This window comes from Terribacillus saccharophilus (genome assembly GCF_046592595.1).
In the GTDB taxonomy this organism is placed as follows: Bacteria; Bacillota; Bacilli; order Bacillales; family Amphibacillaceae; genus Terribacillus; species Terribacillus saccharophilus_C.
This window is the reverse complement of record NZ_JAWVPF010000009.1, coordinates 204109-226840: the sequence shown is the minus strand read 5'-3', so window position 1 is coordinate 226840 and position 22732 is coordinate 204109. Positions and strand designations below refer to the sequence as shown.

Annotated in this window: 20 protein-coding genes and 2 other annotated features; of the genes, 11 read left to right on the top strand and 9 right to left on the bottom strand. The window is 45.1% G+C overall.

The window, feature by feature from the left end:
- Positions 1 to 108: 108 nt before the first annotated feature.
- Entirely contained in the window at positions 109 to 3663 is a 3555-nt protein-coding gene (locus SFC25_RS16275; protein WP_411216296.1) for a 5'-nucleotidase C-terminal domain-containing protein, read from the top strand.
- Between the two features lie 42 nt (positions 3664 to 3705).
- Here the strand turns inward: SFC25_RS16275 and nhaC are convergent, their stop codons facing one another.
- From nhaC to SFC25_RS16260, 3 genes are all read right to left on the bottom strand, one after another.
- On the bottom strand, positions 3706 to 5103 hold the full coding sequence (gene nhaC, locus SFC25_RS16270; RefSeq protein ID WP_411216295.1) for a Na+/H+ antiporter NhaC: 1398 nt from the start codon (positions 5101 to 5103) through the stop codon (positions 3706 to 3708).
- Positions 5104 to 5212: 109 nt separating this feature from the next.
- A complete protein-coding gene (gene aspA, locus SFC25_RS16265) occupies positions 5213 to 6640 on the bottom strand; it encodes an aspartate ammonia-lyase (RefSeq protein ID WP_411216294.1) in 1428 nt (475 codons plus the stop codon).
- Between the two features lie 25 nt (positions 6641 to 6665).
- A complete protein-coding gene (locus tag SFC25_RS16260) occupies positions 6666 to 7661 on the bottom strand; it encodes an asparaginase (RefSeq protein ID WP_411216293.1) in 996 nt (331 codons plus the stop codon).
- A gap of 159 nt (positions 7662 to 7820) precedes the next feature.
- On the opposite strand from SFC25_RS16260, the gene SFC25_RS16255 reads away from it, so the two are divergent.
- Positions 7821 to 8153, top strand: a complete 333-nt coding sequence (locus SFC25_RS16255) for a helix-turn-helix domain-containing protein (RefSeq protein ID WP_411216292.1) — start codon at positions 7821 to 7823, stop codon at positions 8151 to 8153.
- Positions 8154 to 8185: 32 nt separating this feature from the next.
- On the opposite strand, the gene SFC25_RS16250 is transcribed toward SFC25_RS16255, so the two are convergent.
- Complete coding sequence (locus SFC25_RS16250; protein WP_411216291.1) at positions 8186 to 9019, bottom strand: ABC transporter ATP-binding protein; 834 nt, start codon at positions 9017 to 9019, stop codon at positions 8186 to 8188.
- Positions 9020 to 9245: 226 nt separating this feature from the next.
- Here SFC25_RS16250 and SFC25_RS16245 point away from each other — a divergent pair, with 226 nt between their 5' ends.
- Positions 9246 to 9809: a nitroreductase family protein gene (locus tag SFC25_RS16245; RefSeq protein ID WP_411216290.1), complete on the top strand. Its 564-nt coding sequence runs from the start codon at positions 9246 to 9248 to the stop codon at positions 9807 to 9809.
- 39 nt (positions 9810 to 9848) lie between these two features.
- On the opposite strand, the gene phnE (SFC25_RS16240) is transcribed toward SFC25_RS16245, so the two are convergent.
- The 4 genes from phnE (SFC25_RS16240) to SFC25_RS16225 form a co-directional block, all read right to left on the bottom strand.
- Positions 9849 to 10661, bottom strand: a complete 813-nt coding sequence (gene phnE / locus SFC25_RS16240; RefSeq protein WP_411216289.1) for a phosphonate ABC transporter, permease protein PhnE — start codon at positions 10659 to 10661, stop codon at positions 9849 to 9851.
- Positions 10658 to 11449, bottom strand: a complete 792-nt coding sequence (gene phnE, locus SFC25_RS16235; protein ID WP_411216288.1) for a phosphonate ABC transporter, permease protein PhnE — start codon at positions 11447 to 11449, stop codon at positions 10658 to 10660. Before phnE (SFC25_RS16235) ends, phnE (SFC25_RS16240) begins: the two co-directional genes overlap by 4 nt.
- Positions 11446 to 12228, bottom strand: coding sequence for a phosphonate ABC transporter ATP-binding protein (phnC, locus tag SFC25_RS16230; RefSeq protein ID WP_095221099.1), 783 nt, complete (start codon positions 12226 to 12228; stop codon positions 11446 to 11448). The genes phnE (SFC25_RS16235) and phnC overlap by 4 nt, the downstream gene beginning before the upstream one ends.
- A gap of 136 nt (positions 12229 to 12364) precedes the next feature.
- The gene (locus tag SFC25_RS16225; RefSeq protein ID WP_411216287.1) at positions 12365 to 13291 is read right to left on the bottom strand and encodes a phosphate/phosphite/phosphonate ABC transporter substrate-binding protein; all 927 of its coding nucleotides are present in this window, start codon (positions 13289 to 13291) and stop codon (positions 12365 to 12367) included.
- Between the two features lie 172 nt (positions 13292 to 13463).
- On the opposite strand from SFC25_RS16225, the gene SFC25_RS16220 reads away from it, so the two are divergent.
- Positions 13464 to 15041, top strand: a complete 1578-nt coding sequence (locus tag SFC25_RS16220; RefSeq protein WP_411216286.1) for a bifunctional metallophosphatase/5'-nucleotidase — start codon at positions 13464 to 13466, stop codon at positions 15039 to 15041.
- Positions 15042 to 15416: 375 nt separating this feature from the next.
- Positions 15417 to 16274 carry a 3D domain-containing protein gene (locus tag SFC25_RS16215; protein ID WP_411216285.1) on the top strand — a complete coding sequence of 286 codons (858 nt, stop codon included), beginning with the start codon at positions 15417 to 15419 and terminating at the stop codon, positions 16272 to 16274.
- A 96-nt stretch (positions 16275 to 16370) separates the two neighbouring features.
- On the opposite strand, the gene SFC25_RS16210 is transcribed toward SFC25_RS16215, so the two are convergent.
- The gene (locus SFC25_RS16210) at positions 16371 to 16499 is read right to left on the bottom strand and encodes a hypothetical protein (protein WP_411216284.1); all 129 of its coding nucleotides are present in this window, start codon (positions 16497 to 16499) and stop codon (positions 16371 to 16373) included.
- Between the two features lie 109 nt (positions 16500 to 16608).
- Here SFC25_RS16210 and SFC25_RS16205 point away from each other — a divergent pair, with 109 nt between their 5' ends.
- The 6 genes from SFC25_RS16205 (at position 16609) to SFC25_RS16180 (ending at position 22730) form a co-directional block, all read left to right on the top strand.
- On the top strand, positions 16609 to 17760 hold the full coding sequence (locus tag SFC25_RS16205; RefSeq protein ID WP_411216283.1) for a DEAD/DEAH box helicase: 1152 nt from the start codon (positions 16609 to 16611) through the stop codon (positions 17758 to 17760).
- 53 nt (positions 17761 to 17813) lie between these two features.
- Positions 17814 to 18025, top strand: a binding site (T-box leader).
- 26 nt (positions 18026 to 18051) lie between these two features.
- Positions 18052 to 18294, top strand: a binding site (T-box leader).
- A gap of 65 nt (positions 18295 to 18359) precedes the next feature.
- On the top strand, positions 18360 to 19763 hold the full coding sequence (trpE, locus tag SFC25_RS16200; RefSeq protein ID WP_411216282.1) for an anthranilate synthase component I: 1404 nt from the start codon (positions 18360 to 18362) through the stop codon (positions 19761 to 19763).
- Positions 19744 to 20346: an anthranilate synthase component II gene (locus tag SFC25_RS16195; protein ID WP_411216281.1), complete on the top strand. Its 603-nt coding sequence runs from the start codon at positions 19744 to 19746 to the stop codon at positions 20344 to 20346. The genes trpE and SFC25_RS16195 overlap by 20 nt, the downstream gene beginning before the upstream one ends.
- Positions 20327 to 21346 (top strand): anthranilate phosphoribosyltransferase, encoded by a 1020-nt coding sequence (gene trpD, locus SFC25_RS16190; protein WP_411216280.1) that lies wholly within the window; start codon positions 20327 to 20329, stop codon positions 21344 to 21346. Before SFC25_RS16195 ends, trpD begins: the two co-directional genes overlap by 20 nt.
- Entirely contained in the window at positions 21343 to 22125 is a 783-nt protein-coding gene (gene trpC, locus SFC25_RS16185; protein ID WP_411216279.1) for an indole-3-glycerol phosphate synthase TrpC, read from the top strand. Before trpD ends, trpC begins: the two co-directional genes overlap by 4 nt.
- A complete protein-coding gene (locus SFC25_RS16180; protein WP_411216278.1) occupies positions 22122 to 22730 on the top strand; it encodes a phosphoribosylanthranilate isomerase in 609 nt (202 codons plus the stop codon). Before trpC ends, SFC25_RS16180 begins: the two co-directional genes overlap by 4 nt.
- The last annotated feature ends 2 nt before the right edge of the window (positions 22731 to 22732 follow it).

Here is a 22732-nt window from a genome sequence, read left to right as displayed (position 1 = left end):
TCAAAACTATCCTCCTATATCAGGAAAACCGCATTCCCGCTAGTATGGTAAATGACGGAGTTCGCCAGTATTTGCCGAACTTACTAATATTTTGGGGGAATCATGTAGATGGGCAAGAGGATCGTATCTGTTTTTGCAATAGTCACTCTTATTTGTTCCGGGATTTTGCCGAGCTTCCCAGCCGGTACACAGGCTGCAGAACGTGTTATGGCACCGATTCTATCGGAATACGTAGAAGGAAGTTCTTACAATAAGGCGATTGAACTTTATAATCCGACAAACGAGCCAATTGATCTTAGTCAATTTGAGCTTTCAGGATATTTTAACGGAAATACGGAAGCAACTGCTTCCCTGACTTTGTCGGGAACATTGGAATCTGGTGATACATATGTGATTGCCAACCCGCGTGCCAGCGAAGCATTGCTTGCAGCAGCGGATCTGACGAATGGAAGTGTCATTAATTTCAATGGAAATGATGCAGTAGCTCTCCAGCAGGATGGTATCGTTTTGGACGTGGTTGGCGAGATCGGGAATGATCAGGACACAGCCAAGGATATCGGGCTCATCCGAACTGCTGATGTAACTGAAGGCAGCACAGTCTTCGTTTCACAGCAGTGGGAAGTGACGGGCAAAGATACATTCGATACACTCGGCTCTCACGGACAAGGGCAGCCAGGTGAAGTTCCTGAAGAAGAGCCGGAAGCAGGCACAGTTCAGCCGATCGCCGATGTGAAGGCTAAGACTGGTGAAACGGTAACAGTAAAAGGCATTGCTACAGCAGATAATGCAAGTATCGGCGGAGGGAAATTATCAACATTCCTGCAGGACGATACAGCGGGTATCAATATCTATCATAGTGATGCAGCTGCTTTCCCTGACATCAAGGAAGGCGACCTTATCCGCGTTACAGGAGAGATTACAAGCTATAAAGGATTGACGGAAATAGAACCAGCAGCAGATGGTATCACTATCGTTTCTGCTGATAATGAATTACCTTCGGCTGAAGATATGACAATCAGTCAGCTTCAGGATGAAGCAACAGCCGAACCAGCTGAAGGAGAGCTGGTCCAGGTGAACGGCTATATCAAAGATATTCCGGATAGCCCGGCTGGCGGCGGCTATAATGTCCAGTTCATCAATGAGGACTATGAATCTGTTACATTGCGTATCATGGAATCTGCTTTGGATATCTCGACGATTGAAGAAGGAAAGTGGTACACCGTTACCGGTATCCTGAGCCAATACGACAGCTATCAAGTCCTGCCTCGTAAGCAAGAGGATATGCAAGTAGCAGCAGAACAACCAGAAGCGCCTCAAACAGAAGGCACGTACAAAGCAGTTGTGGAATCTGTAACTGACGGAGATACAATTCGCCTCCAAGATCCTGTTTTGGGATCGGATCGTGTACGCTTTGTAAATGCGGATACACCGGAGACATTCCACTCAGTCAAGAATGATTTGGATCAGAACCAGCTGGATCACGGAAAAGCTGCATCTGATTACTTGAAATCCAAGCTCTCTGCAGGTGAAGAAATCACACTTATAGTAGGAGAAGAGCCAACAGATAATTATGGGCGTTTACTGGCACAAGTGATCACAGATGAAGGCGAAAATATGAACCTCGAATTGGTGAAAGAAGGGCTGGCAGTCACCTATTTCATCTCTCCAATCGGGGAACCGGAGGAGTATGAGACGTATCAGCAATCTGTAAGAGAAGCGAAAGAGCAGGAAAAAGGTATCTGGAACCCTGAATCGCCTCTGGAGGAACTGCCATTTGAATTCAGGGCCCGCTATGATGGCGGCGGTTTGGATAAATATGTTGGAAACTCGGATACAAAGGAATATGTAGTTCCAGCAGAATGGGAATCCATTCCGGTGGATAAGCGTATTTTCTTCTGGACAGAAGAAGATGCGATTGCAGAAGGTTATACTGCAGCTGAGGGCACAGAGCCTCCAGCAAATGAAGATAACCTAGCTGTACAGCTGCTTGGGATGAATGACCTTCATGGTAAGATTGATCAGCAATATGAACTTGATACAAACGAAGATGGTACAATGGATGGTACATTTGGCCGTATGGATTATACTGCTGCAGCTATCAAACAGCGGGAAGCGGAAAATCCAAATAGTCTGCTGGTGCATGCAGGAGACATGATCGGCGGCAGCTCACCTGTATCAGCTTTGCTTCAGGATGAGCCGACAATCGAGATCATGGAAGCGATGGGTTTTGATGTGGGTACAATCGGCAACCATGAACTGGATGAAGGTACAGAAGAGTTGCTGCGTATTGTGGAAGGCGGGGAGCATCCGAATGGAACTCCTGGCTATGATGGAACAAACTTTGCCACACTTTGCGCCAACTGTGTATACAAAGACAGCGGCGAAACGATTCTTCCTCCTTACAGCATTCAGGAAGTAGACGGGGGAAAAATCGGATTCATCGGAGTAAATACGACAGCATCACTTGGTATGGTTATGCCAGAAGGAATTCAGGACATTACCATTACGGATGAAGTGGAAGCAGTCAACAAAGCAACAGCAGAACTGAAGGAACAAGGCGTGAAGGCTATTGTTGTTCTTTCCCATATGCCAGCTGAGCAGAGTGGAGACAGCGCTACAGGAGATGCAGCTGACATGGCGAACGCGGTAGACGACGAGGTCGATATTATCTTCGCAGCCCATAACCATGCTGTTGTTAATGCGACAGTAGATAATAAGCTTATCGTTCAAGCATCTGAATATGGCAAAGCCTTCTCTGATGTGGATGTGGAGATTGATCGCGAAACTGGTGATATTGTATCCAAGAAAGCCGAAATTGTCTGGGCAGATCAAGCCGCCTATTCACCGGATCCTGCAGTCGGAGCTATATTGGCAAAATATGCAGATGAAGTGGCACCAATCATGAACGAAGTTGTAGGTGTCGCAGCTAATACAATGACCGGCGGTTATGCTGTAAAAGGAGAAATAGGCGATAATGCACTTGGCAACCTGCTTGCTGATGGCATGAATCATGCAATGGATAGTGACTTTGCTATGATGAATGGCGGAGGAATCAGGGATGACTTACTGGAAGGTGATATCACTTGGGGTGAGCTTTTCAATATCCAGCCTTTCAATAATACACTTATGACATTCGAAATCGATGGAGCTGATTTGGAACCTATATTGAATGCCCAGATCACTTCTTATGGTCCGGATTACAGCATAAGCGGCTTTACGTATACATGGAATGGAGAAACAAATCAGGTTGTGGACATTAAGCTTCCTGATGGGTCACCTATTATCGAAGATAAAGTCTACACGCTGACAGTGAATAACTTCATGGGTACATCACTGGGAGATAAATATCGTCCGATCAGCGAACTAGGCCGTAATCCGGTAATGGGACCAGAGGATTTGGAGGCAACTGTGGAATATGTGCGCAGCTTTGAAATGGAACCTATCAGCTATGAAGCAGAGGGGCGCATTTCCGAAGTGAGCGGCGATACACCAACTGAGCCTCCTGCAGATCCAGAGGAGCCGCCGGTAGACCCGGAACAGCCTCCTGCTGAACCGGAACAGCCAGATGAAGATGACAAACCGTATCATCCGATTGTGGACATTGTCAAAGACATTATCGGAACTGTGTGGAATTGGGTGAAGAACCTGTTTTGGCGCTGGTAATGCAAAAAGACCTTCAAGCAATGAGTGCTTGAAGGTCTTTTTTTAGCTTTCAGGAGCTATTTTTTCTTTGTTGTACCAGATGAACTTTCCAGTGTAACCGTAGATGACAGCTAGTCCGATTGCCACAAAGCTCAGCCACATGAAAGGCAGATAGGAGAACGTAGAAACGCCAAGAATACCAGCCATGTATATGCCATTGTCTGACCAAGGTACCATACCGGATGTCAATGTACCGCCGACTTCTGTGTTACGGGACAGAACACGACGATCAAGCTGCTGTTTGTCGTACGTTTTTTCCATCATTTTTGGTGTTAGGATCAAGGCAACATACATGGCACAGCCTAGTACATTACCAAGGAATGCGACTATAAGTGTAGCGACTGTCGTATTGCCTGCTGATACAAGTTTCTTTTCGAAAGTGGAAACGATAACCTGCAGGACGCCAAGCTTCTCCAGTAATCCACCGAAACCAAGACCGAAGATGATGACCATCAGTGTGTCGAGCATACCCATGACGCCGCCTCGGTTGAGGATGCCATCAATGAAGTTCACACCTGTGTCTATTGAGAAGCCATTATAAGCAGTGCCAAGAGCTTCTGTGAAATTCAATCCCTGGAATAATGTTGCCCAAATCGCGCCCAGCAGGGCACCAGTAGCGATTACTGGCAAGGATGGTTTCTTCATGGCCAGTAAAACAAGCACAGCTATCGCTGGGATCAGCATAAGGATGCTGATATCAAAGTTATCTAACAAAGCAGCCTTGAGTGAATCAACCCTTGCTTGGTCAATATCATCACCAGCATAGAGGAATCCAGCCCCTGTAAAAAGAATAGCCGTGATGACGAACGCTGGCAGTGACAGGAACAGCATAGCTCGAACATGTTCCAATACATCTACCTTGGAGAGAGAGGCAGCAAGCACCGTACTATCAGACAAAGGGGAGAGCTTATCCCCGAAATAAGATCCGGACAGTACTGCTCCGGCTACAAGCGGCAGCGGCATTCCAAGTCCTTCGCCAATAGCCATCATGGCGATACCTGCTGTACCAGCTGTTCCCCAAGATGTTCCCGTGGCAACAGACATGATCGAACAGATGATCAAGGTTGCAAGCAAGAAAATGCTCGGATGAATGAATTCAAGGCCATAGTAAATCAAGGTCGGTACGACCCCGCCTGCAATCCATGAACCGATCAGTGCACCTACTGCAACTAGGATCAAGATTGCCTCCAAGCCATTCGATATGCCGCCCATGATGGATTTTTGTAAATCCTGATACTGGTGTCCCAGCCGAATACCTAAAATGATAACGACAAACCAGGAGATGAAAAGAGCCAATTGGATTGGCAGGTCAAGATAGACTGTAAAAGATAATACTAGCGCTAGAAAAATCCCTAGTATGATGATAATCTCGGTAATTGATGGTAATCTTGCTTCTTTCAAAACCAGTCCTCCTAAAAATAATAGTGAACCCGCTTACAAATAGAAACGGATAAACATGCGCTCTGTGACCTATTTTTTTAAAGAAATAGGCCGCATGCACATTTTTCTATTATCTATCAAAAAGCTCCTCACCTGCAATACCCGGTTTGGTCATTTCGAAAGGATTTAGAATAATATCAAGCTCTTCTTCGGTTAAGACATCATATTGGAGGCAAAGTTCACGGATAGATTTACCAGTAAGGATCGCTTCACGTGCAATCCGTGCAGCAACTTCATAGCCTAAATGCGGGTTGACTGCTGTTAGCAAACCAACACTTTTATCTACATATTCCTTCAATAAAGCTTCATTTGCTTCAATGCCAATCAGACAGTTGTCTGTGAAGGAACGGAAGCCGTTATTCATGATGCTGATGGACTGCAATAGGTTGAACACAAGTACAGGTTCCATCACATTCAATTCGAGCTGTCCCGCTTCGGATGCCAAGCAAATCGTGTTATCATTGCCGATTACTTGGAATGCAATCTGGTTGATCATCTCAGCCATGACAGGATTCACTTTTCCTGGCATGATGGATGAACCTGGCTGGCGTGCTGGCAAGTTGATTTCATTCAGTCCCGCTCTTGGGCCAGAAGCCATCAAGCGAAGATCATTCGCAATTTTGGACATGTTCATCATACAAACCTTCAGAGCTGCGGATACCTCGGTATAGGCATCTGTATTCTGTGTTGCATCCACAAGATTTTCAGCAGTGACGAGCGGCAGACCGCTGTTGGCAGCCAAATGTTCAACTACATGTTCGATATATTTCGGATTTGCGTTCAATCCTGTACCAACGGCTGTTGCACCCATATTGACCTCATACAGATGCTGGCGTGACTGCTTGATCCGTTTGATATCCCTTTCCAGCACACGGCTGTAAGCTTCGAACTCCTGTCCTAAGCGAATTGGCACTGCATCCTGTAAATGCGTACGGCCCATTTTGATGACAGAATCGAACTGACTGGCTTTCTTCTTGAATTCCCCTTGCATATATTCCATCGTATCGAGCAATCTTTCGAGCATGTTCAACGTGGATATGTGGATTGCTGTCGGAAACACATCGTTAGTTGACTGAGACATATTCACGTGCGTATTAGGGCTTAAATGCTGATAATCGCCTTTTTCATGACCAAGGATCTCCAGGGCGCGGTTCGTAATGACTTCATTCGCATTCATATTGATAGAGGTGCCAGCACCGCCTTGAATTGGATCCACAATGAATTGATCATGCCATTGACCGTTTATCAGTTCATCTGATGCTTGAACAATAGCATTGCCAAGCCCTTCATATAAACGTTTTACGTCCATATTTGCAAGAGCAGCTGATTTTTTTACGATACCAAGTGCTTTGATCATTTCTTCATGGATTCGGTAACCCGTTATCGGAAAATTCTCTGACGCACGAAGCGTCTGAATTCCGTAATACGCATCTTTTGCAATTTGTTTTTCTCCGAGAAAGTCTTTCTCAATCCGATAGTTCTCTTGTAAGTCTGCCATGACCTGAACCTTCCTTTTCACTTATTTAAGAGGGCCATATAGTAATATCTTCAGCGATCGGCGTTTCCATCATACGTTTGACTTCTTTGGGATCAGTGGATTGGCCTAGTGCCCACATGAGTTTAGGTACGATTGCCTCGGTGTTCATATTGCTGGAGCGAGTAACCAGCTCCTGGTTGATACGCCTGCCGACTTCGTAAATACTCATGTCTTCGCCTTCTTCCAGGCATTGCGTCGTGATGACGACGATAATGCCTCTTTCCACCAATTCGTTTATCTTTTGCAGAAGGTCGCGTCCTTCGAATGGAATGCCGCCGCTGCCATAGCTCTCGATTACAATTCCTTTATACATGCTTCCTATAGCATCTAACATCTCGGGCTTCAGGCCCGGATACAGCCTTAATAAGAGTACATCAGTACAGAGGGAAGTATCAACGGTAAACGGGAGTTTTTCGCTTTGAATTTTTTTATTATATTCGACCTCATCTTCATGGATGAAGGCGATGTAGGGGTAATTGATGCTTTCAAATGCATCATAGCTCTTCGTCCGCAGCTTGATCGCCCGTGTTCCTTGAATGACGCGTCCATCAAATACAACATAGACACCGCCGACTTCCTCACAAGCAAAGCGGATTGCATCCTTGATATTCTTCTTGGCGTCTGTTTTTTGGAACGTTATCGGAATTTGCGACCCGGTGATCACAATCGGTTTGTCCGCGTTTTGCAGCATATAAGACAGAGCTGCTGCTGTATAAGCCATCGTGTCGGTTCCGTGTGTGATGACAAAGCCATCGTAAGCATCATAATGTTCTTTGACTGCCTCTGCCATTGTCACCCAATCTTCCGGCTGCATATTCGTACTGTCCAGATTCATAAGCGAGATCGTTTCCATTGTATAATCATTATCCATATTGGAAACATAGCTTAACAATTCATTCGCATCTACAGCCGGTGATAGGCCGTTTGCTCCTTCGACTGATGCAATGGTGCCGCCGGTGGTAAGTAGTAGTAGCTTCTTCATTCCCTGCACCTCTTCTATCTATCTCTAATATAATTCGCTAATTGCGTACTTTACACCTAATTATAGAGAAGCAACTAGGGTTAATCAAGAATATATTATTCGTATCGCGTACGAAACGATGCTATAATAATAGGAAGGAAAAAGAGCGGGGGAAGTAGGATGAATCTGGATCGGTTATCAGAATTAAGAAAAAAGAAAAATTGGTCTTTGCAAGATACCGCAGACCGTCTCGGTATAGCAAAAAGCACATATGCAGGCTATGAATCCGGATATCGGCGTCCGTCATTCGAAGCATTGATAATGCTGGCAGATCTATTTGACACTAGCTGTGACGATTTATTGGGACGTCATTTTGATAAGAAAATGGAACTGACGAATCGGGGGAATGCAGAACTGTCAGTCGATCAGAGGAAGCTGTCTGAAAAGGAGATAAGCGGGGCAGTTGCGTTTATCAGGGCAACAAGACAAATGGAAAATGAGCAAATAAAATAAAACGCGTTGCATATAGCTGCAACGCGTTTTATTCATGCTAAAGTCTTCTCCATCATAGGTTCTGGTTCAACAGGCGCTGTACTTCCGAGAATATTATAAGGCAAGCAGAGAGGCACTCCTGTACGCGGGTCGATAATCACATCTGCCTCAATATTGAACACCTCACGCAAGTTCTCTGCGGTAACCGTGTCAGCAGGCGAACCTTCGCAAATTACCCGTCCTTTTTTTATAGCAATCATATGATCTGCATAGCGTGTAGCATGATTAAGATCGTGTACAACCATGACGATTGTGCGGTTCTCTTCACGATTCAGTTTATGCAATAGCATAAGCACTTCCAGCTGATGCGCCATATCCAGGAATGTTGTCGGCTCATCAAGGAAGAGCGTCTCTGTTTCCTGTGCCAGTGCCATCGCAATCCATGCGCGCTGACGCTGTCCGCCAGAAAGCTGATCGACTGCACGCTGTGCAAAATCCTCCATCGCAGTCACTTCAATTGCCCAATTGATTACTTCCTTATCATAAGGAGTCAGGGTGCCGAACCCTTTTTGATGAGGGTAGCGCCCGTATGCAACAAGCTCAGCTACTGTCAAACCTTCTGGTGCAACTGGATTCTGTGGGAGGATGGCAAGCTGCTTCGCGACCGTTTTCGTTGACTGTTTATGAATGCTTTTCCCGTCCAATAGTACCGTGCCGTTCTTCGGCTTCATGACACGCGCCATAGTTTTAAGTATAGTAGACTTACCAGAACCATTCGCTCCGACAAGAGCTGTAATCTTTCCTTTAGGAATTTCTATAGTCAAATCTTTTACGATTGATTTATCTCCATAGGCTACTTCAAGTAATTCCGTCTGTAAACGTCCCATTACTGGTACCCCTTTCCTCTTCTCAATGGTGTGAGAATGAGATTCGTTATCATTTATATTGTCACAAAATAGGTGTCTGTTCAAGCGTTATCCAAAAAGTTTCATAAAAAAGTAAGATTTTTTCCAAATTACTCGCGCATTGACAGTGTATGGAATATTCAGATATGATATTGATAATGATTTTCAATTAAAGAAAAGCACGGAGATGGGAAGAGGAGTGAGACAGATGCAATTGGAGCAGCTGATTAAGGACAGAAGATCCATAACGAATTATGATACGAGTAAAAAGATCTCTTACGAGGAAATACAGAAATTACTTGATATAGCAGTTTGGGTGCCAAATCATAAGATGACACAGCCTTGGCGTTTCATCCTGATTGATGGCGAGACGAAACAAAAGCTTGGGGACATCAACGCAAAGCAAGGTGCGAAGGGTGCCGCAACTGCTGAAGAGAAAGAGAAAAAAGCAGAGGCGCTAAGAAGGAAGATCACCGATGTTCCGCTTTGGATTGCGGTCGTACTAGAGGAAAATATACAAATGAAATTCCGGGAAGAAGATTATGCTTCTGCCAGTATGCTGATCCAGAATTTCAGTCTGCTTGCTTGGGAAAAAGGTATCGGAACGATATGGAAGACTAATGCATTGCTTGAGAATGCAGATGCGAGGGAATTACTGCAAATCAGACCAGGGGAGCGTAATATTGGGCTCCTGCAAGTCGGATTTATCGGGAAAGAACCGAAAGTGAAGCCAAGAGTGCCTGCAAGCGAACGTACAACTGTATTGAACTAAAAAACAGCGATTCTGTCTAAAGCAGAATCGCTGTTTTCTTTATACGATCTTTTTACGTAAATAGCCGGAGATTAAGTCAATAACGGATACCAATATAATGATACCAAGCAAAATGACGCCAACTCGCGGCCAGTTACGGGAAGTCAAAGCGAAGATAAGCGGTGCTCCGATACCACCTGCGCCGATAATACCGAGGATGGAAGCTCCACGGACATTCAGTTCGAAACGATAGAGTGTATAGGAGATGAAACCAGGCAGTACTTGCGGCAATACAGAATAGACAAGTACTTGGATACGATTAGCACCTGTTGCGATCAAGGCTTCACGTGGTCCATGATCGATCGCTTCTACTTCCTCAGCAAATAGTTTACCGAGCATCCCGATGGAGTGCAGACCCAAGGCAAGTACCCCGGCAAATGATCCAGGACCGACTGCTTTAATGAAGATAATCGCCAGGACAACCTCTGGGAATACCCGGATGAAGCTAAGTACGAATCGGCCCAGGCCAGTAACGAAGAAGCCGGATTTATCACGGCGGCTCGCGGCCCAGAAACCGAATGGTATCGTAAGAATAGCAGAAATGAACGTACCAAGGATGGAGATGGCAAGTGTATCGATCAATCCGAAGATAAGGCCTTCCTCTTCATTGACGAATGCCCAGTCCGGATGGATGATACCATCGAAAATCGCCTTGGAAATCTGACCGGCAGTTTCCTTGATTTCAAATTCTTCTATCCCAGAAAAAGCCCAAACATAGATGGCAGCCAGGATAACTAGGATCAACACACGGTTGAAGACCTTTTTACCGCGGCCTTTCGGTTTATCGACAGTATGTGTAGGTAATTGGCTCATAGTAATTTCTCCCGTAGTTTGTTACTCACATAATCGATGATCAACACAACGACAAGTGTCGCAATGATCAGGGTATTGACACGTGGATAATTCAAGAAACCAAGGTTGCTGTCGTAGTAAAGACCGATACCACCAGCTCCTACAAGGCCAAGGATGGCAGCGGCACGGATATTTACCTCGAATGTATACAGCACATACGATACGAAATAGGCAGCAGCTTGCGGGATGATAGCGAAAGTGATCCACTGTACTTTATTCGCACCAACCGCTGTCATGGCTTCCATAGGTCCCTTGTCGATTCCTTCGACAGATTCATATGTCAATTTTGCGATAATCCCCACGGAGAAGATTGTCAGAGCGAAGATACCAGGAATCATGCCTAAACCAAAAATTGCTACGAAGATTGCAGCGAGCAATAGTTCTGGGACTGTTCTGATCAAGTTCAGTACAAATCGCGCCGGATAAGAGATCCAAGGTATCCGGTTTACGTTATTGGCACAGAGCAATATTACTGGTACGGAGATGATAGCTCCGAATGTTGTCCCGATGACAGCCATACGGATCGTCTCGAGCATCGGTTCGATGATGTTTTCAAAATAAGCCCAGTCTGGCGGGAACATATCGACGATAAGGCTGGCCATTTGATCACGGTTCGTAATCAAATCCATGAAGCTGGAGCCAGTCTGAATATAACTTAAGGCAAGCAGGGCAAGTACGATTGCCGCTGTCAGATAATGCTTAATTCTGGTAGGCGGTTTCGGAATCGTCTTCTTCGGAGGCTGACTCATTCGGTACCCGCTCCAATTGGCCCTCGCTGCTGTTCTTTTTCCAGCTGCTGTCCGTAAATTTCCTGGAATTTCTCATCAGTCGCTTCTTCTACTGGTCCGTCGAACACGACTTCGCCTGCATTCAAACCGATAATGCGTGTTGCATATTGACGCGCAATATCAATGAAGTGAAGGTTGACAACAGTCGTGATGCCAAGCTCTTGGTTGATCTTTTTCAAATCATCCATTACTTGTTTTGTTGTCAGCGGATCAAGGGAAGCCACTGGTTCATCAGCAAGGATTATTTTAGCTTCCTGTGCCAAAGCTCTGGCAATCGACACACGCTGCTGCTGTCCGCCAGAAAGCTGATCCGAGCGAGTGTACGCTTTATCGATGATATTTACACGATCCAGAGCATTAAGGGCTAAGTTGACATCTTCTTTTGGGAATAAGCCGAAAACAGTTCTTAGAGTAGAATGGTAAGCGACACGGCCGGAAAGTACGTTCCGCAGAACAGTGGAACGTTTAACGAGATTGAAGTTTTGGAAAATCATACCGATATCACGGCGTATATGACGCAAATTCTTTCCTTTTGCAGCTGTAATGGATTCATTATCAATCATGATTTCGCCTTCGGAAATTTCATGCAATCTATTAATCGAGCGTAGCAATGTAGACTTACCGGCACCGGAAAGACCAACAATGACAATAAACTCGCCTTTTTCGATAGTCAAGTTGATGTTTTTCAAACCTTTGACGCCATTCGGATATGTTTTCGAAACGTTGCGAAATTCTATCACTTTCTATACCAACCTTTTTATGTAGTTTAATAGTAAAGCAGAAAAAATACGGTTAAGAAAAGATATACATACAGACAAAAGCCCAGCCAGTCTAAGGAAATCTCAGGCTGGCTGGATTGAAAGCTTGATTATTCAATTATTCTTGTGCGAATTTTTCGGAATACTCGCGAACAACTTCGAATTTACTGTCATCAGATTTTACGTAACCTTCATGTGTGTAAACATCGCGGATGATTTCCAAACCTTCCGGATCTTTACCGATGTTGATGAAGGCGTCAGTGATTTTTTCTTTCCACTCGTCATTGATTTCAGGAGTGACTGCGATTGTATCATTCGGGATCTTTTCAGTAGTAGCAATTACTTTTGTATCCTCGAATACAGTTGGGTAGTCAGCTTTAACGACGTTACGTGCATCCTGGAATGTTACAGCAGCATCTGTGTCGCCATTCAATACGCTGATGATACCAGCATCATGACCTTTTACAGTCGTTGGAGTCAAGTCGGACTGAATGTCCAAACCAGCAGCATCAAGTGCGCCGGCAGGCCATACATAACCTGCAGAGGATGTTACATCCTGAACGGCAATCGTCTTGTCTTTCAAATCTTCAAGAGAATCAATACCAGAATCGCTCTTCACGACGAATTGTGCTAAGTAGAAATCTACTAATTCATCAGTTGGCGAACCGTCTTCTGGATTGACACCGTAACGCTGGGACTGAAGGATAACATCTGCAGCACCTTTGTCATGTGCCAATACATATGCTGTAGGCGGTAGGAAACCGACATCTACTTGGCCGGAAGCCATTGCCTCAATGATAGTGTTGTAGTTAGTAGATACACTTACTTCAACAGGAATGTCCAGTTCTTCTTCGAGAAGATCTGCAAGCGGCTCTGCTTTTGCCTCAAGTGTTTCTGCATTCTGAGAAGGAACGAACTGCACACGCAATTCTTTCAAATCTCCGTTGCTGCCGCCTTCTGCGCTGGAATCGTCTGATCCGCACGCACTTAGCAACCCTGCTGCAAGAAATAGAGTCGCGCCAACACCTGCAATTTTCTTAAACATGATATACCCCCAAAAATTGTTTAATTTGCACTGCATGAACAACTATATCACGACTTGTTCCAGTTTATGTTAACTTACTGTAATAAGAATGTAAAGATAGTTTTGGCATGTTATGATAGATAATAGCAAAAACTGTTTTAATTCTGAAAAAGAGGTCGGAGGAATCAAAAGTATGTCTGAAAAAGTGACAAATATCACCATGCTAGTCACTAGTGATGTGCATGGAAATATCTTTCCTACTACATACCGGGATCATGAACCAGCTCCCCAGGGACTGGCACGGGTCGCTACCTTGATTAAGAGAATAAGAGAAGAAAAGAAGCATGTTCTGCTTCTTGATAATGGGGATATGATACAAGGGACACCGCTGACATATCATCATGCTAAATACCAAGCAGATAAAGATAATCCTTTGATTCGCTGCATGAATGAGCTCAAGTATGATGCGGCAGTAATAGGCAATCATGAATTCAACTATGGCATGCCGTATCTGCAGTCAGCAATTCAGCTTGCGGAATTTCCTTATCTTTGCGGCAATATCCTTGATGAAACGAAAAAGGAACCTGTATTTGGCAGACCATATGAAATCAAGCAGATTGATGGCGTGAAACTGGCGGTCATTGGTGTCACTACTCATTTCATTCCAAACTGGGAGGATCCAAATCACATTGATGGGCTTGCTTTTGAGCATGTCCTGGAATCGACGAGACGATGGGTGAAGGAAGTGCGGGAGAAAGAACAGCCGGATGTCCTGATTGTTGCTTATCACGGCGGTTTTGAACGGGACCTTGATACAGGAGAGCCGACAGAATCACTCACTGGTGAAAATGTTGGCTACGAAATTTGCCATTCAATAGAAGGAATTGATATTTTGGTCACCGGGCATCAGCATCGTTCACTTGCAGAAAAGGTGAATGATGTGACCGTTGTGCAGCCAGGTTCCAATGGTGCATTCCTTGGAGAAGTCTCGATTGCTGTAGAACACGTACATAATAGTAGAAAACGTGTCACCACAGAGGCAAAGCTGCATACGATTACGAATGATATCGAGCCTGATGAAACAATTTTGAGACTAGTTTCTTCCTATGAAGAGGAAACACAGAAATGGCTCGACCAGCCGATAGGAAAAATAGATGGAGATATGATCATCCATGATGCATTTGAAACGAGGGTGAAGGAGACTCCATTTATTGAATTCATCAATAAAGTACAGATGGATGCAGCAAATGTGAATATTTCAAGTACAGCATTGTTTCATAATGCGTCGCCTGGTTTTCCGCAGGATATTACGATGCGGGATATCGTCTCCAATTATATCTATCCAAATACGCTGAAAGTGATCGAGATTTCCGGTGCAGATATGAAGCAGGCACTCGAGCTTTCTGCCACTTACTTCAGTTTAAATGAAGAAGGTGAGCTTGAAGTGAGCCGCTCCTTCCTGGAACCGAAGCCCCAGCATTATAATTATGACATGTGGGAAGGCGTCGACTACATATTGGATATCAGTCGTGAAGCAGGAGACCGTGTACAGGGATTGGCCATCACAGGCAGCCCAGTAATTGCAGATAAGATGTATGAGGTAGTAATGAATAATTATCGGGCAGCTGGCGGAGGAGATTACGTAATGTTCAAAGGAAAGAATGTTGTCAGGGAAATCACAACAGACATGACAGAACTAATTGCAGATTACATCAGCCAACGTAAAGTTATTGAAGCAACTTGCAATCATAATTGGGCAGTAAAGAAGTGAAAAACAGGAGCAGCAGCTCCTGTTTTTTTGTGTAATTGGAATATAAAAGGGAATTTGGGGGTTGCTTTTGTAACATTTGTCCTAATATAGCCGGAAAAACGACAAAAAATGAATAGAAAAAAGCGACTGCAAACAAAGTCAACAAGAAATTTAACTTTATAAACTTACATTTACTGGAATAAAACAAGGCCTTTTATTACAAAAAATCCCCTTTAAGCTTGGTTATCAGTCGTTTTGTTACAAAAAGATTACAATGTAACAATAGTGTTGCTGTAGGCTTGGGCTGTAATATAACCTTAAACTTCCTGTAACCCACTGGGCTAAGCCCATGTGATACCATAAGTCCTGTTAGAAATTTAAGGAGGTAAACGACGTATGAAAAAAACAGTCGTATCTTTAGCTACAGGACTAGTAATTGCGGGGGCATTCAGTACAACAGCATCAGCTGCTGAATATAATGTTCAAACAGGGGACTCTCTTTGGAAAATCGCAGACAAATACGAAGTGAGTGTAGATCAGCTTAAAGAGCTTAACCAACTTGATTCTGACCTAATCTTTCCTAATCAAAAATTAACTATAGATAAAGAAACAAAACAAACAGCAGACTCATACACAGTACAAAAAGGCGATTCTCTTTCTAAGATCGCAGGGAAGTTCAATATATCGGTAGGCGAGTTGAAATCTTGGAACAGCCTTAATTCCGATTTGATTGTAATAGGTCAGCAACTGGCTGTAACTGGCGGAGCTGTAACGGAATCAGCACCAGTGAAGCAGGAAGCGGCTCAAACAGAAGCTCCTAAACAAGAAGAAAAACAAGAAGCACCTAAGCAAGAAGAAAAGCAGGAAGCACCTGCACAAACAGAACAAAAAGCAGAACCTGCTAAACAAGAAGCAGCTCCTGCAAAAGAAGAAAAAGCAGCTACAACTACTAGCCAAGAAGCAACAAAAGAATTGACAGTATCCGCAACTGCATATACTGGTCAATGTGAAGGATGCTCTGGTGTAACAGCTACTGGTATCGATTTGAATGCTAATCCGAATGCGAAAGTTATTGCGGTAGACCCAAGTGTAATCCCATTAGGATCAAAAGTATGGGTTGAAGGCTATGGTGAAGCAATTGCAGGCGATACTGGCGGTGCAATCAAAGGTAATAAGATCGATGTACACGTACCGGATCAAGGAACTGCATTGAACTGGGGACGTAAAACTGTAACAGTAAAAGTACTAGACTAATACAAATAGCGTAACAGGTGGAGCAAATGGCGGTTTGCTCTGCCTGTTTTTATTTATATTATAGTTTACCCGCGTGTGTGCAGTATAAACGCCTTATTATTTTAAATTTACAGACGATTTGTTTGTCTCGTTCTTACTTTGTATATCTCCTTCACCCCGAGAAAGTCCGATGATGCTGAAACTGATGATCAGCAGGACAAAAATGCCGATCAGCCATTTTTGCATATAATTTCCCCCTTTTTATGTGTATACTAGTATCTTACAAACTTTTGATGCGTACTTCTATGGAAACTTCACATAATAATTATGGAAAAAGTATGAAAGAGGGAACAACATGAATGTGTTCAATGATTTGAACTTACAAAATAACCGATTGGAAATATTACATAAATTAGGTTTGACAGAGCCTACGCCTGTTCAAAAGCAAGCAATTCCAGAGATTTTGGCTGGAAAAGATGTGATTGCCAAAGCGCAAACAGGTACGGGTAAGACGCTTGCTTTCCTTCTGCCGATATTGGAGATGCTGGAAGCTGATAGTGCTGGTATTCAGGCACTCATTCTGAGCCCGACACGAGAGCTGGCCATCCAAATTTATGATGAACTGGCGAAGTTGATCCATCCTGAAGAAGAAATCGGTATCTTGGCTGTCTATGGCGGTCAGGATATTGTCAAGCAGCTTAAAAAACTTGAAGGAAGAGTGGATATCGTTGTTGCCACACCGGGTCGTCTTCTGGATCATATGCGCCGAGGTACCGTGGATCTTGCTCATGTACGGACGTTCGTCCTGGATGAGGCAGATCAGATGCTGCATATGGGATTCTGGCATGATGTGAAAGACGTGGCGAATGCTTTGCCTAAGGCGAAACAGACACTTTTATTCTCTGCCACAATGCCGAAGGAAATCCGCCAGTTGGCATCTTCCCAGATGCAAAAGCCGAAGGAAATCACTATCCAAACATCGAATGTGACCCTGAAGGAAATCAAGCAGATTGTCCTGGAAATGTCAGATCGTGAGAAGCGGAATGCATTGAAGGTGCTATTGCAGATGTATCGTCCATTTGCTGCGATTATCTTCTGCAGGACAAGAAGACGTGCTTCTGAGCTGCATGGATATTTGCGCGCACAGGGATTTGAATCGGATGAACTGCATGGTGACTTGTCACAGGCAAAACGGGAACGCGCGATGAAGAATTTCCGTGAGTATAAGACACAGTTCCTTGTTGCAACAGATGTAGCAGCTCGGGGATTGGATGTTGAAGGTGTGACACATGTATTCAATTACGATCTGCCGGAAGATACCGAAAGCTATATCCACCGAATCGGCCGTACAGGCAGAGCAGGCAGCACAGGCCTGACAGTAGCCTTTGTGACTCCTCGTGACAGACATCAAATCAAACAGATCGAAAAAGAAACAAAACAACGTCTGCCCCGGAAAGAACTCGTTTTCAGAGAAAATGGCAAGCCTGATTTAGTGGATACAGAATAAATATCCTTGACAAACGGAATCAGGGGTACTACAATGAATCCAACATAACTGATACGTGAGCGAAGACGAAGAGTAGTAGCTTGTGTAGTCACTTCAGAGAGCCGGTGTTTGGTGAGAATCGGTGTGGCGCATATGTGAATGGACTTCCGAGCACCATAGCTGAAATTACCAGTAGGCTGTGGCGGCAACTCCCCCGATAACAGGAGCAAAGTGAGCTAGTTCGCTAGCTAACAAAGGTGGTACCACGGGTAATCTCGTCCTTTATTGGAGAGATTGCCCTTTTTTTATACACATAAATCGTTGATGAAGAGGAGTACATGCTGCTTGATTTGCACAGAGAGCCTGGTGCGGTGAGATCCAGGCCAAATCGGCAGCATGGAATGGACTTCAGAGAGATTCCTTGAAACATAGTAGGGGAATCCGGCTTCCCCCGTTACCGGGATAGGATATCAAGGCTTGGGCTTTCGTATCCGAAGAGAGGAAAGCAAAGAGCTTTCAATAGAGGTGGCACCGCGGTGTAAAACCGTCCCCTATGCACATGAACGATTCATGTGCATAGGGGACGGTTTTTTTATTACAAAGAAAAGGGAGCGAGAAAGATGGCGGTTACGGATAGCATAAGATTTCAAAAGAAACAATTGAACGGAGATACACTCACACCTGTCGTAATTTATAAACGGCTGGCAGGTGAAAAGAAATTCTTGCTGGAAAGCTCGGTACATCATACTGGAAAGGGACGCTATTCCATCATTGGAGCCAACCCTTATAAAGAGCTGATTGGCAAGGGAAAGGAAACAATGCTGAAGTTCTCTGATCAGGAAGAGAAGCTAGCGGAAAAGCCATTAGGAGTTCTGAAGAAACAGATTAGCGGAATAGAGCTGCCGCTTGAGTTTCCGTTCTATGGCGGAGCAGTCGGATATATGGCGTATGATTCGATCCGCCAGTATGAAGCGATCGGAGAAGTACCAGAAGATCCAATCGGTATGCCGGAAGTTCATTTTATGTTTTATGAGGATATTATCGTATACGACCATAAGCATCAGCAGGTCACATTACTGGCAATTGATGGTGCTGGGATCAGGACAGAAGAAATGCTCCAAGCTCGTTTGGACGAAATGGAGCAGGAAATAACATCTTTCAAGGACATACCTGATGCTGTATTGGAGCCAGTGCATTTCCAGCCTGAGACGGATCAAGCAACATTCATGCAGATGGTGGAGGATGCCAAGGCGTACATTAGAGCAGGTGATGTATTCCAGATTGTGCTTTCACAGCGATTGACGGCAGACTTCAGTGGAGATGCTTTCAGCTTTTATCGAAAGCTGCGGGCGAGTAATCCTTCGCCGTACATGTTCTTCCTGGATTTTGAGGATTATACCGTACTGGGAGCTTCACCTGAAAGCTTGATCAAGGCAAGCGGAAATAAAGTGACGGCCAACCCGATTGCTGGATCAAGGCCGCGGGGTAAAACACCAGCGCACGATGAACAGCTGACGACAGAACTGCTGGCTGACGAAAAGGAATTGGCGGAGCATCGGATGCTAGTCGACTTAAGCCGCAATGACCTGGGGCGTGTGTGCGAGGTTGGTACTGTCGAGCTGACGAAATATATGACAGTGGAAAAATACCAGCACATTATGCATATCGTCTCTGAAGTACAAGGAGAATTGGCAGATAATATGACTGGACTGGATGCATTGATTGCAGCTCTTCCAGCCGGAACAGTTTCCGGTGCTCCAAAAATCCGGGCAATGGAACTGATCAATCAATTTGAAAAGAAAAAACGAGGGCTCTATTCTGGGGCAGTTGGCTATATAAATATGAACGGTGATCTCGATTTGGCGCTCGCCATCCGGACAATGATCATAAAAGGCAAGAAAGCTTTTGTACAGGCGGGAGCCGGACTGGTGTATGACTCGGACCCCGAGACAGAATATCACGAGACGCTGCATAAAGCGAAATCCTTAACGGAGGTTGGTTTACATGATACTGCTGATCGATAATTATGATTCATTTACGTATAATCTGTTCCAATATACAGCGGAGCTTGGCGAAGAAGTCCAGGTTGTCCGCAATGACACCATCTCCATCCAGGACATGGAAGCGATGAAACCAGATGCAATCATCGTTTCCCCAGGTCCTGGCAGACCGGAAGATGCAGGTATATGCGTTGAGGCAATCCGTCACTTTGCTGGCAAGATACCGATACTCGGCATTTGTCTGGGCCACCAGGCAATCGGCACAGCCTTCGGAGCAGACATTATCAGAGCGGGACAAATCAAGCACGGGAAAACATCGACACTTCGTTATGAAGGAGAACCAGCAATCGAAGGGATCATAAAGGATCTGCCAATCATGAGATATCATTCTCTTGTCATTGATAAACGCAATGTTCCGAATGAATTGGAAGTTACCGCCTATTCAGTGGATGACGAGGAAATTATGGCTGTCCAGCATATCCATTATCCGATCTACGGATTGCAGTTCCATCCGGAATCAATCGGGACTGAAGCTGGTAAGGAAATCGTGAAGCATTATATTCAAATCATGAAAGAAGGGGAAAGTCATGAAACCGTTATTGGCTAAACTTACGAATACGCAAGAACTGACGTATGCAGAGGCGCTGCAGGCATCACGGGAACTACTGGATGGCAGCATGCCAGATGCAGTAGCAGGTGCATTTCTTTCCATGCTGCAAACTCGCGGGGAAACAGCGGATGAAGTAGCAGGTATGGTGGCGGCGATTCGGGAAAAAGCCCAGACCATTCCCCTTCAGGCGGCAAACGTGATGGATAACTGCGGCACTGGAGGAGATGGGTCGCAAAGCTTCAACATCAGTACGACAGCGGCCTTTGTCATTGCGGGAGCAGGTATTACGATTGCCAAGCATGGTAATCGAAGCGTATCCAGCAGAACGGGCAGTGCGGATGTCCTGGAGAAACTAGGGATTCCGTTGTACTTGCCTGCAGCGGAGATGACGTATCTGCTTGAGGAGAATGGCATTGCCTTTCTATTCGCATCACATGTTCACCCAGGTCTGAAGCAGGTGATGCAGCTGCGTAAAGTACTGCGCATCCCAACAATTTTTAATTTGATTGGACCTTTGACAAACCCAGTCCAGCTTGATTCTCAGCTTTTAGGTATTTATCGGCGCGACATGCTCGAGATGATGGCTGCGGCACTCCATAAACTTGGGCGCAAGCGGGCGATTGTCATTAATGGGGCCGGTTATATGGATGAAGCCTCACTTGCAGGAGAGAATCATCTTGTCCTTCTTGAGAATGGCAAGCAGACATCCTTCACGCTTCATCCAGAAGAGGTCGGCCTGCCGGTGTATCCACTGGAAGCAATCAAGGGCGGTGATGCAGCCGAGAATGCAGAGATTCTGCTGCGTGTGTTGAATGGGGAGAAAGGGGTCCATCGAGATACGGTCGTGCTGAATGCAGGACTTGGTATATTTGCAAATGGAAAAGCTGCATCTATTCAGGAAGGAATCGAGCTTGCGAGGGGAAGCATTGACAGCGGAGCAGCAAAACAAAAGTTGCAATATTTAATCGATTATAAACAAAAGGAAGTGACATCATGACATTCTTAGCAAGGATATTGGAAGAAAAACAGACGGAAATCGCCGCATTGAAACAAACATATCATCGAACCATTGCCCAGCGTAAGCCGATATCTTTATACGAACGATTCCAGCAACAGAACCAGCTGCAAGTTATTGCAGAGATTAAACGCGCTTCCCCGTCCAAAGGAATGATCAATCCCGATGTAGTTCCTCCAGAACAAGCTAAAATGTATGAATCAGCGGGAGCTGCAGCAATTTCAGTCTTGACTGACACACCTTTCTTTAAAGGTACGATGGATGATTTGGCAGCTGTACGGGAAGCAGTGGAGCTTCCTGTGCTGAACAAAGACTTCATTTTGGATGAAATCCAGATTGATAGAGCAGCAGATTACGGAGCGGATGTCATTCTCCTAATCGTTGCAGCATTGGAAAAAGATCGATTGCACGCTCTCTATCAATATGCTTCATCCAAAGGGATGGATGTACTGGTAGAGGTGCACAATGAAGAAGAATTAGAGCAAGCACAGGAACTTGGCGCGAATATCATCGGCATCAATAATCGAAACCTAAAAACCTTCGAGGTGGATTTGGGTGTAACAGAAAGATTGATAGAAAAGATCGACACCTCCGCAACGCTTGTCATTAGCGAAAGCGGCATAACGGTACCAGCGGACGCGATAAGAGTAGCAAAAGCAGGGGCAAAAGGAATCCTTGTCGGGGAAACGCTTATGCGAGCTGGAGATGCAGCTGGTGTATTGGAAACACTCCAAGTCCCTGCAGGAGCGGAGCAGTCATGATCGTCAAGATTTGCGGGATCCAGTCGGTGGAGGCTGGGCAGACGGCAGCGGAAGCAGGAGCAGACATGATCGGATTCGTATTTGCGGATAGCAGACGGAGGGTATCACCGGAGCAGGCTGCCATCATAGGCAAGGAACTTCCGGCTCACGTCAAAAAAGTAGGTGTATTTGTCAACGAACCGATTGATAGTTTACTGGCAATTGCCAAGACGGCAGGACTGGATTACATTCAGCTGCATGGCGATGAAACACCAGACTACATCAAAGCAATCAGCAAGCCTGTCATCAAAGCTTTTTCGGTAGCTTCAGAGAACGACCTGGACCAGCTGGCCGATTACGCATGTGATTACTATCTGCTGGATAGTCCGGCAGAAGCGTATAGAGGAGGCAACGGCACAGCATTCGACTGGTCGCTGGCAAACTCAGAATCAATACCAAGGCAAAAGCTCTTCCTTGCAGGCGGATTGCATGCTGGAAATGTACAGCATGCAATCCAAGAAGTATGTCCCATCGGGGTCGATGTCAGCAGCGGCGTAGAGACAGACAGACAAAAGGATCCGATCAAAATAAAACAATTCATAACAGCGTCAAAGAAAGGACAGTGAAA

Bases quoted from the DNA above. Each gene is read 5' to 3' on its own strand.
- SFC25_RS16250 (WP_411216291.1), bottom strand. From the start codon at position 9,019: ATGGGACGTTTACAGACGGAATTACTTGAAGTAGCCTATGGAGATAAA.
- SFC25_RS16195 (WP_411216281.1), top strand. From the start codon at position 19,744: ATGATACTGCTGATCGATAATTATGATTCATTTACGTATAATCTGTTC.
- phnE (WP_411216288.1), bottom strand. From the start codon at position 11,449: ATGAGTCAGCCTCCGAAGAAGACGATTCCGAAACCGCCTACCAGAATT.
- SFC25_RS16260 (WP_411216293.1), bottom strand. From the start codon at position 7,661: ATGAAGAAGCTACTACTACTTACCACCGGCGGCACCATTGCATCAGTC.
- SFC25_RS16275 (WP_411216296.1), top strand. From the start codon at position 109: ATGGGCAAGAGGATCGTATCTGTTTTTGCAATAGTCACTCTTATTTGT.
- SFC25_RS16205 (WP_411216283.1), top strand. From the start codon at position 16,609: ATGAATGTGTTCAATGATTTGAACTTACAAAATAACCGATTGGAAATA.
- SFC25_RS16180 (WP_411216278.1), top strand. From the start codon at position 22,122: ATGATCGTCAAGATTTGCGGGATCCAGTCGGTGGAGGCTGGGCAGACG.
- SFC25_RS16245 (WP_411216290.1), top strand. From the start codon at position 9,246: ATGCAATTGGAGCAGCTGATTAAGGACAGAAGATCCATAACGAATTAT.
- aspA (WP_411216294.1), bottom strand. From the start codon at position 6,640: ATGGCAGACTTACAAGAGAACTATCGGATTGAGAAAGACTTTCTCGGA.
- SFC25_RS16210 (WP_411216284.1), bottom strand. From the start codon at position 16,499: ATGCAAAAATGGCTGATCGGCATTTTTGTCCTGCTGATCATCAGTTTC.
- SFC25_RS16220 (WP_411216286.1), top strand. From the start codon at position 13,464: ATGTCTGAAAAAGTGACAAATATCACCATGCTAGTCACTAGTGATGTG.
- phnE (WP_411216289.1), bottom strand. From the start codon at position 10,661: ATGAGCCAATTACCTACACATACTGTCGATAAACCGAAAGGCCGCGGT.
- trpD (WP_411216280.1), top strand. From the start codon at position 20,327: ATGAAACCGTTATTGGCTAAACTTACGAATACGCAAGAACTGACGTAT.
- SFC25_RS16225 (WP_411216287.1), bottom strand. From the start codon at position 13,291: ATGTTTAAGAAAATTGCAGGTGTTGGCGCGACTCTATTTCTTGCAGCA.
- trpE (WP_411216282.1), top strand. From the start codon at position 18,360: ATGGCGGTTACGGATAGCATAAGATTTCAAAAGAAACAATTGAACGGA.
- SFC25_RS16255 (WP_411216292.1), top strand. From the start codon at position 7,821: ATGAATCTGGATCGGTTATCAGAATTAAGAAAAAAGAAAAATTGGTCT.
- trpC (WP_411216279.1), top strand. From the start codon at position 21,343: ATGACATTCTTAGCAAGGATATTGGAAGAAAAACAGACGGAAATCGCC.
- SFC25_RS16215 (WP_411216285.1), top strand. From the start codon at position 15,417: ATGAAAAAAACAGTCGTATCTTTAGCTACAGGACTAGTAATTGCGGGG.